We start from the raw sequence: 14,779 nt of genomic DNA, 5'->3' as shown, positions 1-14,779 counted from the left end.
CCGATTCAGTCTTCGGCAGGCCGCGCAGCATCCGCCCCGCTCGCGAGCTCGGGCAGCGGCGCGCGCAGCCCGCCGAGCAGGAAGGACATCAGGCGCGGGATGAGACGCGCCGGGTCCTCGTCGTCGAACTTGCCGGCAAAGAGTTGCAGCGCGTCGGTGCCGGCGATCGCATACGAGGTGGCGCCCATCATGAAGTGGAAGCGCCACAGGATTTCGTCGCGCGACACACCCGGCAGCGCGGCGTACAAGGCATCGAGAAAGCGCACGAGGGTGTCGGCATACTCGGCGGCCAGGAACTTGCGGACGAAGGCATTGGGCTCGGTGTAGGTGCGCCCGAGGAGCTGCATGAAGATTCGCCCGCCGTGGGTCTCGTCGGTCGCCATCTGCAGCGAGGGCTCGAAAAAGGCCTCCAGCACCTGCGACGGCTTGATCCGCACGCCAGCCACGCGGGCCGCCTCCTCGACACGATCGAGCGCCACGAGGCGGCGCTGGTTGAGCTCGCCCAGACGACGCCGGAAGACTTCCTGGATCAGGTTCTCCTTGCTGCCGAAGTGGTAATTGACTGCCGCCAGGTTGACGCCCGCGGTCGCCGTGATCATGCGCATCGAGGTCGCTTCCAGCCCGTGCTCCACGAACAGCACCTCGGCCGCATCGAGGATGCGCCCTCGGGTTTCGGGCCCGCCCCGACCGCCTGCGTTGCTCATGATCGATCTCCTGAATGAAGCCGAGTTCATTCAAACGTATGTTTGAATTCTAAGGAAAAAGCCGCTTGCGTCAATATTTTTTATGCCTGGATTTGCGCTTTCGCTCGCGAATCCAGGCCCGTGCCCGCAGTGTGGCCTCAATCCGTCTTGTGCCCGCCCGCCGGTCGGTCACCCAGCAGCAATGCGGCCAGCGCGGGCAGCAGGAGCAGGGCGCCAAGCATGTTGATGACGAACATCAGCGCCATCACCAGCCCCATGTCGGCCTGGAACTTGAGCGCCGAGAAGATCCACGTGCCCACGCCGACCGCCATCGTGGTCGCGGTGAACATCACCGCGGTGCCACGCTGGCTCAGCGCCTGGTAGAAGGCGTCGGGCAGGCTGTCGCCGCGCTCGAAGCGGTGCGCCATGCGCTCGTAGAAGTAGATGCCGTAGTCGACGCCGATGCCGACCGCAATCGCCACCACCGGCAGCGTCGACACCTTGAGGCCGATCCCCAGCAGCGCCATCAGCGCGTTGCAGAACACGGCCGCGATCATCAGCGGCAGGATGATGCACAGCGTCGCCCGCCATGACCGGAACTCGAGGAAGAACAACAGGCTGATCGCGCCGAACACCAGCATCAGGATGGCGGTCGAGGCCGCGTCCACCGCCTCGTTGGTGGCCGCCATGACGCCGACGTTGCCCGAGGCGAGCAGGAAGTCGAGCTTGTCGCTGCGATTGGCGGCACGGAAGGCCTTCACCTCCTCGATGATGTGGGCGATCGTAGGCCCCTCGTGGTCACGGGTGAAGATCAGCACCTGCATCGCGCTGCAGTCGGTGTTGAGCAGGCCGGTGCTGGTGTCGACCGGGGTCACCGATTGCGCGAGCACGGTCGGATTGCGCGACAGCACGCGCCAGGCCGGGTTGCCTTCGTTCCAGCCGGCGTTGATCGTCTTCGCCACCCCGGGCAGGCCGACCACGCTCTGTACCCCATGGACGCCACGCATCGTGGTCTCGAAGCGGTCGATCGTGTCCATGATCTCGAAGTTCGTGCACGCGCCATCCACACCCGTGGTCTGCACGATCACCGACAGCACATCGACCCCGATCGAGAACGACTCGACGATCGCCGCCGCATCCAGGTTGTAGCGCGAGTCCTCGTGCAGCTCGGGGATGCCGTGGCCGAGATCGCCGGTCCGCAGGTCGCGCGACTTCCAGGTCGCCGCACCGAGCAATATCGCGGTGATCAGCAGCACCACGGCGGCATGCCTGGGTTCGGCCAGCGTACGCAATCGCTTCCAGAGCCAATGGTCCTTGGTCTCCGCCGCCATCGTCCGCCGCATGGCGGCCGCATCCAGCCGGGTCCACGACAGCAGCACCGGCAGCAGCAGCATGTTGGTGATCAGGATCAGGCCGACGCCGAGGCCGGCGGTGAGCGCGAGCTCGCGCACCATGTCGATCTCGATGCGCATGATCACCAGGAAGCCGACCACCGTCGTCGTCAGCGCCATCGACCCGGGCAGGATCAGGCGCAGGAAGGCACCGTGCGCGGCAGTGAGCGGCCCCGCACCCTGCAGCACCTCCAGCCGCCAGGCGTGGGTCATCTGCACCGCATGGCTGACACCGATCGCGAAGATCAGGAAGGGCACCAGGATGGACATCGGGTCGATGCCGAAGCCGATCAGCGGCAGCAGCCCCATCAGCCACACCACCGGCACCATCGCGCACACCAGCGTGAGCACGGCGAGCTTGACCGAGCCGGAGTAAAGGAACAGCAGCACCGCGGTGATCGCGAACGCCACCAGGAAGAACACCAGCACGCCGCGCGCGCCGTCGGTGATGTCGCCGACCGCCTTCGCGAAGCCGATGATGTGCACGTCCAGACCCTCCCCGGCATAGCGCGCGCGCAGGTCCTCGAGCTGCTTCGCCACCGCCAGGTAATCGAGGCGGGCGCCGGTGTTGGGGTCGATCTCGAGGAGTTCCGCGCTGATCATCGCCGCGCGATGGTCGTTCGACACCAGGCGGCCGACGCGGCCGGACTTGAGCACGTTCTGGCGCACGGTCTCGAGGTCCTCGGCGCTGCCCTCGAAGTCGGCCGGGATGACATTGCCACCCGCGAAGCCGGCCTCGACCACCTCGATGAAGCGCACGTTGGGCGTGAACAGCGAGGTCACCGTGGCGCGATCCACGCCGGGAATGAAGAAGATCTCGTCGGTGGCAGCCTTCAGCTTCCCCATGAACTCGGCGTTGTAGATGTCGCCCTCGTGCTGGCGCAGCGCCACCAGCACGCGGTTGGCGCCGCCGAAGGTGTTGCGGTAGGCCATGAAGGTCTTCATGTATTCGTGTTCGAGCGGGATCATTTTCTCGAACCCGGCATCGACCTGCAGCCGGCTTGCCGACGCGCCCAGCAGCACGGTCATCACCACGAACAGGCCGAGGAAGAACGTGCGCCGCTTGAACAGCAGGAGGCCAAGGAATTCGACGAAGCGCTTCAGCATCAGGACTTCTCCCCGGGCGCCGACGGCAGGGCCATGCGCTCGACGCCCTCCTCGCCCACCAGCAGGATTTCGCCGCCGCCGATCTCCGCCACCGCCGCGCGCACCCGCCGGTCCGGTCCGTCGAATTGGACGAAGCTGCGCCCCTGGTCGGCACTCACGAGCACCACACCGCTCTGCCCCACCAGCACCAGCCGGCCGTCGGCGAGCACGCGGCCACCGAACAGCGAGGACTGCACGCCGGTGTCGATCCCGGCCCAGCTGTCGCCGCCGTCTTCGGTACGGAACACGTGGCCGCGCATGCCGAACACGAGCGCACCGCCATCGGCGAGCGGCAGCGCACTGAAGAAGGAGCCGGCATAGGGCGACTGCAGCGCCTGCCAGGTCTCGCCCCCGTCGTCCGAACGCAGCAGGGTGCCGGCCTCGCCCGCGATCAGGAAGCGCTCGTCACCGAGCCCCAGCACCGCGTTGAGGTGCAGAGCCTCCTCGTTCGCCTCCAGCTCGCGCGCCTCCCAGTTCGAGCCCCCATCTGCGGTGACCAGGAAGCGCCCATAGGCACCGACCGCAAAGCCCTTGCCGGACGCATCCACCCACAGGCCGAGCAGGGGCTCTTCCGCCTCGGGCGCCGACTGCACGAGCTGCCAGCTGTCGCCGCCGTCCTCGCTGCGCAGGATCACCGCGTCGTGGCCGACCGCGAGCGCGCGCTGACCATCGATGAAGCGCACCGCGGTGAGGGTGGCGGTGGACGGCGTGCTCGCGCCACGCCAGCTCGTACCACGGTCATCGGAGACGAAGATGCCGCCGCGCTCGCCCACCGCCACCAGGCGGCCCGCGGCGTTCTCGGCCACATCGAGCATCTGCAGGTGGCCGATCAGCGTACGCGTCGGCGGCATGGGCGGCAGGCTGCGCTCGGAGGACGAATACGCCATCGCGGCCAGCACGAAGGCGACGAACAGGACGCCGATGGCTCGATTCATGAGGACAGGCTCGCATGCAGCGCGGCTCCGGAATGCAGGGCCGGGCAGGAGGGACGGAAGATCTTTCCGGATGCGGATGCGGGGGCCAGCGCCCCCGCCCCGCTTCGTTTCAGGCCCGACACCGTGGCGCCGGGCCGGGTGCTTCAGCGCGTGCCGACGCCGCGCAGGCCTGCGGGCGTGAAGTCGGCCGGACGCGCCTCGATGGCCTGATAGACGCGCGCTTCGTCGTTGCGCAGGCCCATCGCGATGTAGCGGCCCGACTGCAGGTCGTGGTGCACCTCGAGGCTCGGATACAGCATCGGGATGTCGTACCAGTTGATTGAATGCAGCTCCGACACGCGCCACAGCTGGTCGCGCGCGTCGTACTTGTCGATCACCAGGATCGACCACGAGTCCTCGTCCAGATAGAACGTGCGGCGCTTGTAGCTGTGGCTGGTGCCGTCCTTGAGCGTGGCATCCACCACCCACACGCGGTGCAGCTCGTAGCGCGTGAGCTCGGGATTCATGTGGCCCGCCTGCAGCACGTCGGCCATCTTCACGGTGTTGCCGACCAGCTTGTAGGCGTTGTAGGGGACGTAGATCTCCTTCTTGCCCACCAGCTTCCAGTCGTAACGGTCGATGGCGCCGTTGTACATGTCGAAGTCGTCGTTGGTGCGCAGACCGTCGGCCGCGGTGCCCGGGTTGTCGTAGGCGACGTTGGGCGCCAAGCGTACGCGGCGCTGACCGGGGTTGTAGGTCCACGCCTGGCGGCGGTCGAGGAACTCGTGCACCAGCAGGATCTGCCCCGCCAGGCGCGCGGGCGCCGTCACCGTCTGCAGGAAGTTGAACAGCTTGCCCTGCTCGATCTGCTCCGGCGACTTGCTCAGGCTGCCGTAGTGGAAGTCGTACTGGTACTCGAAGCGCACCGGCGTGTAGGTGCCCTGGCGCGTCACCGCGGCCTGGCTCCAGTTCATCGCGTAGGCCTCGCCGCGGTAGCGCGCGAGGTGGTTCCAGATCGCCTCGGCACCGTTCTGCGGAATCGGGAACGGGATGCCGCCGGTCGTGCCCTCGATCGTGCGCCCGCCATCGACCAGCTTGGCGCGGCTGGCGTTGGCGATGGTCTGGTCGTAGTGCCCCTGCGGGAAGGCCGCGCTGCGCCGCGTGGGGTAGACGTTCATCTTCCACGTGGCGTAGGTCTTGAGCATCTCGACCTGGCCCGGGGTGAGCTTGTCGGCGTGCTGGGCGTGGTTGGCGGCGTCGATGGTGAACAGCGGCTTGTCGGCGGCGAAGGGGTCGGCGTAATGCCCGCCGGCCTCATGCCCGGCGGGCGCGGCCTTGAGGCCGCCGTCCCAAGCGGGGATCGTGCCCGCCGCATTGCCGGCGCGCTCCGCGCCCATCGGCGTCAGGTCCTTGCCCAGCCGCGACGCATCGGCCATGGCCGACGCGGACAGCGCCACCGCGAGCGCCGCGCCGAGAATCGTGAGTGTCTTGCGCATGTCGTTTGTCTCCGGATCCGGTGTGGTGCTCAGAACGAATAGCTGACGCTGACCGAGAGGAAGTCGCGGTCCTTAAGGGGATTGGTGCTGCTCGAATAGCTTGGGCTCTGGGTCGCCGCGGGGAAGCCAGCAGCCGGATTTGGATTCGGATCCGTACCAGAAATCGTCTTGCCCCCGAAGAACGCGGTATATGCGATATCTGCCTGCCAGTTCTGTCGGTAGTTGACTCCTACCCCAAACGTCAAAGCCTTCGCACCCTCATTGAAAGTGGGGCTACGTCCGTTCACATCATGAGCAAACGCGACGCGTGGGGAAACCGTTCCTCCAGCAAGGATGTTCGTGTAGTCGGCCCGCGCGACAAGCCGATACCCCCATGAGCTCTCAGTGGCGAAATACGACTGGGTCGAACCGAATGAAGTCTGCGTTGCCGAGCGCGGAGCCGGAAGATAGACACCAGACACATTGAAGGGGATGCCGGACGGCAAGCTGAGCCTCGTGTAACCCACCTCGCCTACCATGACGACCTGATCGGCACCCGCCAGTTGAGGAACTGCTTTCGTGGCACTCAACTGCAACTGGTGCATCTTCACCCGGCGATAACCAGTGATCTCTCCGCCAACCGGGATAGTGTCGGTACCCGGGATCTGGTTCGTCTGCCCAAGAGCTGCGAGCAACAACTCTGGTGCGGCAATTTGGAGCGGCTGATTTGGACGGTATGAATACTCGCCCTGCAAGGCAATCCCTGCAGGGCCAGGCGTATTGAAACTAATACCCCAGAGACGAATGTCTTCCGGATAGTCTGCAAAATAGCGAGCAGTGCCTCGTTGCGACAACACCTGATCAAGCGGCAAATTCACAACACCAACTCCGGGAACAGGAACAGGAACGACAGTCCCTGTACCAGTCAAAGCGGTCGTTGGCTCTCCTTTTACACCGGAGGCAAAGGGCACTCGACTGTGATAGCGAATGTGATAAAGACCGAACTCGGTGTTATTTAGGTGATCTGCGAAATAACGCGCCGCAATGCCGAACTGCCCGCCATCTCTAGCCTTACGATCCGGACCGCGGGGCGCCCAGACAGCCGCCTCAGGATCGAACGGCCCAGCCAGTGCTTCAGTTACGGGATAAAGAGCAGCCGAGGGCCCAACTGGCGGCACCGGATTAGTAGCTAGCGTTCCCAAATCCTTCCTGCGACCAAAACCAACAAATACGTTGTTTGCCCCCGGACTGAGGTAGTCGTTGTTACTGAAGAAGGTTCCTGCCGGATCAATCTTGGTTTTTTCCCACTCAAGAATCAGGGTTGCTTCAACTGACAAGCGATCGGTCAGATCCTGAGACGCCCAAACCATATTCGTGGGAATCAAACCTTCACGAAGCTCGGAACCAGGAATCCTGAGCCGGCTGACATTAACTGGATTCAGCACGTTGATACCGTTCTGAATGAACGTACTTTCCCCCCAGTTGACCACCTGATTACCCAGGCGAACATTGAGCGCTCGCCCACCGACGTCGAAGCGACCACGAACATAAGCGTCAAGCAACTCAACGTCACGACCTGTCTGACTGCGTGCGGCATCACTCAAGCCGCTCTTGTTCATTACAGCATGATCGTAGAAGTAAGAGGCCCGCACGAAGGCACCGTAGTTGTGGTAGTTGAGCTCAAGGTCGTGCGTTGCCTTGAAGGCGAGCGAGACCATGTCGCCCTTGTCGTAATTGAGGTTGCCATCATCCTCGTTAACCGAGCGCGCAGTACCGCCATTAGTGATGCCGACGAGCGAACGGTCCCGGTCCTGCATCCGCCACAACCCGCCAATCGACAAGGTGGTATCGAAACTGCCCGTCACCTCGCCGCTGGCGCTGGTGAATTCGAAGGCCTGTGCCTTGGGCGATGCCATCAGGGCGAGGGCGACCGACACGGCCAGGGTGCTCAACGCCAGGACCGGGCGGTGCGAACGTACTACGGCATGACTCCGACTCATTTGACTCCTCCTCGAGAGCAAAGCGCCCGCCGGGGGCGACGCGGGCATTCTTATGGGTGCGGAAAATCCGCGCGCCGCACCTGCCTTGGGCGCAGCGTATTCTGGCTATCGCTGGGTCAAGCATGCTGTCCCGGGTCCGAGCTGTCTCGTCCGGAAAAACACTTACGCCCCAGCGCCGTCCGGCCTGCGTTGCTCCTGAGGAACCCCGAGCCCGACGAATGAATGCATCGAAATAACTAATTCGAACGTTTGTTTGAATCCTACAAAGTCCGTGTCGGAAGTCAAGCGCCCGCATGCGTTTTTTGCCGGCGGCGTGTGCAATTTGACGCCATCGTGCAGCACCAACAGAATCCGGGCTTCGCGAACGCCCGCGCGGCGGACCGCCTCGGCCGCCGGCAAGCCTTCCACCGCACGCCAGCGCGCCACACAAGCGCACAGCCCGCCCGAACCGCCCCGGCCCCGCGCAGCATCTTCGCCCCGACGCTCCAGCCTGACTGCTCCATCGACGGAAACCCCATGAGACGCGCCCCCGCTTCCGCCCTGCCCGCTCCCGCCACCGGCGATCGCCACGACTGGCAGACGCTGAAGAGCCTGTTCCCCTTCATCTGGGCCTACAAGGGCCGGGTGATCTTCGCGCTCGCCTGCCTGGTGGCGGCCAAGGGCGCCAACGTGTCGGTGCCGATCATCTTCAAGCACCTGATCGACGGCCTCACGATCACGCCCGAGCAAGCTTTCATCGTCGTGCCCGCGGCGCTGCTGCTGGCCTATGGCGTGCTGCGCTTTTCCACCTCGCTGCTCACCGAGCTGCGCGAGGTGGTGTTCGCGCGCGTGACCCAGCAGGCGGTGCGCGAGATCTCGCTGCGCGTGTTCCGTCACCTGCACGCGCTGTCGCTGCGCTTTCACCTCGAACGCCAGACCGGCGGACTCACCCGCGACATCGAACGTGGCACGCGCTCGATCGGCTCGCTGATCAGCTACACGCTGTATTCGATCCTGCCCACGCTGATCGAGATCGGCATGGTGATCAGCATCCTGCTGGTCAGTTACGACTCGGTGTTCGCGCTCATCACGCTCTCCGCGCTGACGATCTACATCATCTTCACCGTCAAGGTGACGAACTGGCGCACCGCGCTGCGGCGCGAGGCCAACGAGCTCGACTCCGCCGCCAACGCGCGCGCGATCGACAGCCTGATCAACTACGAGACCGTCAAATACTTCAACAACGAGGAATTCGAGGCCCGGCGCTACGACGAGCAGCTGCAGAAGTGGACCAAGGCCCAGGTCACCAACCAGTACTCGCTGTCGGCGCTCAACGTCGGCCAGGCGGCGATCATCGCGGTCGCGGTGACGGCGATGATGTGGCAGGCGGCGATCCGGGTGGCGAGCGGCGAGATGACGATCGGCGACATCGTGCTGGTCAACGCGTTCATGATCCAGCTTTACATCCCGCTCAACTTCCTCGGCGTGCTCTATCGCGAGATCCGCCAGGCGCTCACCGACATCGAGCGCATGTTCGGCCTCATGCACACCCAGCGCGAGATCGCCGACGCGCCCGACGCCCGCGCCCTGCCCGCCGGCCCGGCGAGCGTGCGCTTCGAGCACGTCAGCTTCGCCTACGACGCCAAGCGCCCGATCCTCTTCGACGTCGATTTCGACATCCCGGCCGGCAGCACGGTGGCGGTGGTCGGCCACTCCGGCTCGGGCAAGTCGACGCTCGCCCGCCTGCTGTATCGCTTCTACGACGTACAGGGCGGCGCGATCCGCATCAATGGCCACGACCTGCGCAGCCTCACCCAGGACAGCCTGCGCGCAGCGATCGGCATCGTCCCGCAGGACACGGTGCTGTTCAACGACACGCTGCTCTACAACATCCAGTACGGCCGCCCCGGCGCCAGCCGCGACGAGGTCGAAGCCGCCGCGCGCGCCGCGCAGCTCGAGGACTTCATCCGCCAGCTGCCCGAGGGCTACGAGACGCGGGTCGGCGAGCGTGGGCTGAAGCTCTCGGGCGGCGAGAAGCAGCGTGTGGCAATCGCGCGCGCGCTCTTGAAGAACCCGGCGATCCTGATCTTCGACGAAGCCACCTCGGCGCTCGACTCGCGGACCGAAAAGGCCATCCAGGCGCAGATCGAGCTCGCGGCGCAGGGCCGCACCGCGCTCGTCATCGCCCACCGCCTGTCCACGGTCATGGACGCGGACGAGATCATCGTCCTCGACAAGGGCCGCATCATCGAGCGCGGCCGGCATGCGACGCTGCTCGCACAGGGCGGCGCCTACGCGCAGATGTGGCTGCTTCAGCAGCAGGAAGAGGCCGCGGCGACGCCCGAAGCCGGGCACAAGGATGCCGGCGCCGGGGGCGCGGCGGCTGGCGCCCGGGCATAGACTGTAGGGATATTCCGAGCGAGCACGCCTGCATGGACGCCCACGGCAGCTTTCCCTTCCTGAAGGAGACCATCCTCTTCCTCGCCCTCAGCGGCGTGCTGATGCCGCTGCTGTCGCGGCTGCGCATCAACCCGGTGCTCGGCTTCCTGGCGGTCGGCGTGCTGCTCGGCCCCTACGGCCTGGCCTCGCTCGCCGGGAGCTGGCCGCTGCTGTCGTGGTTCACCTTCGCCCGCCCGGAGGACGTCGAGTTCCTCGCCGAGCTCGGGGTGATCTTCCTGATGTTCATGATCGGGCTCGAGATGTCGGTCGAGCGCCTGTGGTCGATGCGCCGCCTGGTGTTCGGCCTCGGCGGGCTGCAGGTGGCGCTGTCGGCGGCAGCGGTCGGAGCACTCGCGCTGTGGTTCGGCAACGGCATCGAGGCGGCGGTGATCCTCGGCGTGGTGCTGGCCTTCTCGTCGACCGCGATCGTCATGCAGCTGCTGATCCAGCGCCGCGAGCTGGGCACGCCGCTCGGCCAGTCGACCTTCGCGATCCTGCTGTTCCAGGACCTGGCGGTGGTGCCGCTGCTGGTGCTGATCAGCATCCTGGGGGCCTCGTCCGGCGAGGGCAGCTTCGCCAGCCTGCTCGGCTCCGCGGTGGTGAAGGGCGTGCTGACCGTGGTGCTGATCTACCTGGTCGGCCGCCGCGTGGTGCGGCCGCTGTTCCACCAGATCGCGGTCGACCGGCAGCCCGACACCTTCACCGCGCTCACCCTGCTGACCACCCTCGGCGTGGCAGCGCTGACCTGGTATGCCGGACTGTCGATGGCGCTCGGTGCGCTGCTCGCCGGCCTGATCATCGCCGAGACCGAGTTCCGCCACGAGGTCGAGATCACCATCGAGCCCTTCAAGGGCCTGCTGATGGGCCTGTTCTTCATGTCGGTGGGCATGGGCATCGACCTGCGCGCGCTGCTCGCCGAGCCGCTGTGGATTCCGCTCTCGGTGGTTGGCCTGCTGGCGATGAAGGCGGCGATCGTGTTCGCGCTGCTGCGCGGCTTCGGGCTGTCGTGGGGGCGCGCGGCCGAGGGCGGGCTGCTGCTCGGCCAGGGCGGCGAGTTCGCCTTCATCGTCATCGGCATGGCGCTCACGCTCGGCCTGCTCGAACGTCAGGTGGGCCAGTTCATGCTGATCGTGGTCGGCGTGTCGATGCTGGTCGCCCCGGTGGTCGCCCGCCTCGGCCAGAGCCTGGGCGACGGCATCGACCGCCGCGCCGCGCCGCCCGCGCCGGAGGACACCGAGGTCGGCGAGCTCGGCGGCCACGTCATCATCGCCGGCTATGGCCGCGTCGGGCAGATGGTCGGGCAGATGCTCGCCGAGCAGGGCGTGGCCTTCGTCGCCATCGAGAACGACGCCCAGCTCATCGCCCACCAACGCAAGGCCGGCGTGCCGCTGGTGTTCGGCGACGCCAGCCGGCCCGAGCTGCTGCGCAAGCTGCGCATCGACCAGGCGCGCGCGGTGGTGCTGACCATGGACCACACCGCCGCCGCCATCCACGCGGTGCAGGGCATCCGCCGGCTGATGCCGATGCTGCGGGTGATCGCCCGCGCGCGCGACGAGAAGCACGCGCTGCTGCTGCGCGAGGCGGGCGCCTCGGTGGTGGTGCCGGAGCCCCTCGAATCCAGCCTCAAGCTCACCGGCTGGGTGCTGGAGACGCTCGGCGTGCCGCCCGATGCGGCCCTGCGCCTGCTCGAGCAGGAGCGCGAGCGCCGCATCGTCGCGCTGCGCGACAGCGGCCACGCCTGACCGCCCTCTCACGAACCCACACGCCGACATGATCCCGCAGCGCACCGCCCTCCAGATCCTGCACAAGCCGCGCATCGTGCTGCTGGCCACCGGCGGCACCATCGCCGGCACCGCCGCCTCGGCCACCGACACCCGCGACTACACCGCCGGCCAGCTCGGCCCCGAGGCCCTGCTCGCCGCCGTGCCACAGCTGGCCGAGCTCGCCCGCCTCGACGCCCGCCAGCTCTTCGGCATCGACAGCAAGGACATGACGCCGCAGCACTGGCTGGTGCTCTCGCGCCGGGTGCAGGCCCTGGTCGACGACCCCGCGGTCGACGGCATCGTCATCACCCACGGCACCGACACGCTGGAGGAGACCGCCTATTTCCTCGGCATCACCGTGGCCACCACCAAGCCGGTGGTGATGACCGCGGCGATGCGCCCGGCCACTGCGCTGTCGGCCGACGGCCCGCTCAACCTCTACCAGGCGGTCGAGCTCGCCTGCCGCCCGGCGGCTGCGCGCGCCGGCGTGCTCGCGGTGATCGGCGACCGCATCCTGCCCGCGGCGACGCTGGCCAAGCGCCATCCCTCGGCGGTGGACGCGTTCGCACACGAGGGGGCGCTGACCACGCTCGCCAGCGACGCGGCGCTGCATGCGCTCGCGCCCTCGCGCTACAGCCGCGTCGCGTTGCCGGAAGACCTGCAGGTGCTGCCCCCGGTGGAGCTGCTCACCATTGCCGCCGGCAGCTCGCCGGCGCTGGCGTCGGCGGTGGCGCGTGCGCTCGCCCGCGCCCAGCTGCTCACCGGGGCGGCCGGCCTGGTGCTGGCCCTGCCCGGCAATGCCAGCCTGCCCGAGGCCTGGCGGCCCGCGCTGGAAGAATTGCCCAACGCGGTCCCGGTGGTGCTCGCCAGCCGTTGCGGCGGCGGCGTGCGGCGGCATCACGACGCCGCCCGCGCCAACTGGCTCGACGCCGGCGCGCTCGATCCGCTCAAGGCACGCGTGCGCCTGATCGCCGGCCTCGGCGCCGGCCTGCGCGGGGCGCGCCTGCGGCGCTGGTTCGATCGCGGCTGATCAAGGCCTGGAGACCGCCCGTGGGAGCGGGCTTGCCCGCGAAGGCGGCGGTCCGGAATGCACCATTCGCGGGCGAGCCCGCTCCCACGAGGACCGGACCGCGCGCGCCCGACGACCTCACAGCCCCGGATCGGTGCCGCCGCCGGCGAGCGCGAGCTCCACCATGCGCCGCGACAGATGCGGCGCGAAGCCCTCGATGAAGGCATACACATAGGCGCGCAGCCAGGCGCGCTTGCGCAGCCCGATCCGGGTCGTGCTCGATTCGAACAGATGGGCCGCGTCGATCATGCCGAGCTTGCGATCCTCGGCGGGGTCGTAGGCCATGCGCGCGAGGATGCCGATGCCGAGATCCATCTCGACGTACTTCTTGATCACGTCCGAGTCGATCGCCGAGAGCACCACCCGGGGCTTGAGGCCACGGCCGAGGAAGGCCTTGTTGATCTGGCCGCGACCGGTGAAGGCGTCGTCGTAGGTGATCAAGGGATAGCGCGCGATCTCCTCGAGCGTGAGCGGCGAGGCCTTGAGGATGGGATGGCGCGGAGTGGCGACCACGCAGCGGTTCCACTGGTAGCAGGGCAGCATCACCAGGTCGTCATACTCGGCGATGGCCTCGGTGGCGATCGCGATGTCGGCGGTGCCGTCGAGCACCATGTCGCACACCTGGCGCGGATTGCCCTGGTGCAGTTCGAGCTTGACCTGCGGGTAGCGCTGCATGAAGCGGCGGATCACGTCGGGCAGCACGTAGCGCGCCTGGGTGTGGGTGGTGGCGATCGACAGGCTGCCGACCGCCTCGTTGGCGAACTCGTCGCCCACCTGCTGCAGGTTGTCGAGGTCGCGCAGCACACGCTCGGCGATCGCCAGCACGGCCTGGCCGGGCTCGGTGACGGCGACCAGACGCTTGCCGTGGCGGGTGAAGATCTCGATGCCGAGCTCGGACTCGAGCAGGCGGATCTGCTTGGAGACCCCGGGCTGCGAGGTGAACAGCGCATCAGCGGCCTCGGACACGTTGAGCCCGCGACGGGCGACTTCATGCACGTAACGCAGTTGCTGGAGGTTCATGATCGCTCACATATAACAACGAGTTCTTAAAGTCTAACCATAAACCGCTTCTTGTGCTTAAACGAAGTCCTTACGATGCGCCGCACCATCCAGGAGCGGATCAAATGGACTTCGCCTACACCATCGCCGGTTTCGCAGTCGGTGCCATCGTCGGTCTGACCGGCGTTGGGGGCGGTTCTTTGATGACGCCGCTGCTGGTGCTGATGTTCGGCATCCACCCCTCGGTGGCGGTCGGCACCGACCTGCTCTACGCCGCGATCACCAAGGCCGGCGGCACCCTGGCGCATGGCCTCAAGGGCACGGTGGACTGGAAGATCACCCGCCTGCTCGCCACCGGTAGCCTGCCGGCGGCGGCGATCACGCTGGCGCTCGTCGGCTGGCTGGCGCCGGGCGGCATCGAGGGCGCGGCGCACCTGATCCAGGTCGCGCTTGGCGTCGCCCTGGTGCTGACCGCGATCGCGCTCATCTTCCGCAAGCGCATCCAGGCCTATGCGGCGGCCCGCTCCGGCGGCCGCCCGGAAGATCCGGCGCGCACCGCCCGCCTGACCATCCTCACCGGCGCCATCCTCGGCGTCCTGGTGTCGATCTCCTCGGTGGGCGCCGGCGCACTCGGCGTCACTGCACTATTCTTTCTTTATCCGGCAATGCCCGCCCTGCGCATCGTCGGCTCGGACATCGCCCACGCGGTGCCGCTTACCGCGGTCGCCGGCATCGGCCACTGGTTCCTCGGCAGCGTCGACTGGTTGCTGCTGGGCAGCCTGCTGGTCGGTTCGCTGCCCGGCATCTGGCTCGGCAGCCACATCTCGACCAAGGTGCCCGACCGCATCCTGCGCCCGATCCTGGCCACGATGCTGGTCCTGGTCGGCGCCAAGCTGATGGCCCACTGACCGACACCGCCGC

Annotated in this window: 10 protein-coding genes; 4 read left to right on the top strand and 6 right to left on the bottom strand. The window is 67.1% G+C overall.

All coding sequences use genetic code 11. The features are described from left to right. Positions 1-5: 5 nt before the first annotated feature. From AAG895_RS03355 to AAG895_RS03335, 5 genes are all read right to left on the bottom strand, one after another. Complete coding sequence (locus AAG895_RS03355) at positions 6-704, bottom strand: TetR/AcrR family transcriptional regulator (protein ID WP_345794153.1); 699 nt, start codon at positions 702-704, stop codon at positions 6-8. A 137-nt stretch (positions 705-841) separates the two neighbouring features. Continuing rightward, positions 842-3,181 (bottom strand): efflux RND transporter permease subunit, encoded by a 2,340-nt coding sequence (locus AAG895_RS03350; RefSeq protein WP_345794152.1) that lies wholly within the window; start codon positions 3,179-3,181, stop codon positions 842-844. Then, positions 3,181-4,155, bottom strand: coding sequence for a YCF48-related protein (locus AAG895_RS03345; protein WP_345794151.1), 975 nt, complete (start codon positions 4,153-4,155; stop codon positions 3,181-3,183). The genes AAG895_RS03350 and AAG895_RS03345 overlap by 1 nt, the downstream gene beginning before the upstream one ends. Before the next feature lie 143 nt (positions 4,156-4,298). Further along, positions 4,299-5,630, bottom strand: a complete 1,332-nt coding sequence (locus AAG895_RS03340) for a DUF1329 domain-containing protein (RefSeq protein WP_345794150.1) — start codon at positions 5,628-5,630, stop codon at positions 4,299-4,301. Between the two features lie 29 nt (positions 5,631-5,659). Further along, positions 5,660-7,561 carry a DUF1302 domain-containing protein gene (locus AAG895_RS03335; RefSeq protein WP_345794149.1) on the bottom strand — a complete coding sequence of 634 codons (1,902 nt, stop codon included), beginning with the start codon at positions 7,559-7,561 and terminating at the stop codon, positions 5,660-5,662. A 564-nt stretch (positions 7,562-8,125) separates the two neighbouring features. Between AAG895_RS03335 and AAG895_RS03330 the strand changes: the two genes are divergently transcribed. From AAG895_RS03330 to AAG895_RS03320, 3 genes are read left to right on the top strand one after another with little or no spacing between them, the layout of a single operon-like run. Beyond that, complete coding sequence (locus AAG895_RS03330; protein ID WP_345794148.1) at positions 8,126-9,988, top strand: ABC transporter ATP-binding protein/permease; 1,863 nt, start codon at positions 8,126-8,128, stop codon at positions 9,986-9,988. Positions 9,989-10,020: 32 nt separating this feature from the next. Next, positions 10,021-11,769: a cation:proton antiporter gene (locus tag AAG895_RS03325; protein ID WP_345794147.1), complete on the top strand. Its 1,749-nt coding sequence runs from the start codon at positions 10,021-10,023 to the stop codon at positions 11,767-11,769. Between the two features lie 28 nt (positions 11,770-11,797). Then, complete coding sequence (locus AAG895_RS03320; RefSeq protein WP_345794146.1) at positions 11,798-12,820, top strand: asparaginase; 1,023 nt, start codon at positions 11,798-11,800, stop codon at positions 12,818-12,820. A gap of 117 nt (positions 12,821-12,937) precedes the next feature. On the opposite strand, the gene cysB is transcribed toward AAG895_RS03320, so the two are convergent. Next, positions 12,938-13,879, bottom strand: coding sequence for an HTH-type transcriptional regulator CysB (cysB, locus tag AAG895_RS03315; protein ID WP_345794145.1), 942 nt, complete (start codon positions 13,877-13,879; stop codon positions 12,938-12,940). Positions 13,880-13,983: 104 nt separating this feature from the next. Here cysB and AAG895_RS03310 point away from each other — a divergent pair, with 104 nt between their 5' ends. After that, on the top strand, positions 13,984-14,766 hold the full coding sequence (locus AAG895_RS03310) for a sulfite exporter TauE/SafE family protein (protein ID WP_345794144.1): 783 nt from the start codon (positions 13,984-13,986) through the stop codon (positions 14,764-14,766). Positions 14,767-14,779 lie beyond the last annotated feature (13 nt).

Source organism: Thauera sp. JM12B12 (assembly GCF_039614725.1).
Lineage (GTDB): Bacteria > Pseudomonadota > Gammaproteobacteria > Burkholderiales > Rhodocyclaceae > Thauera.
This window is presented reverse-complemented; position numbering and strand designations above follow the sequence as displayed.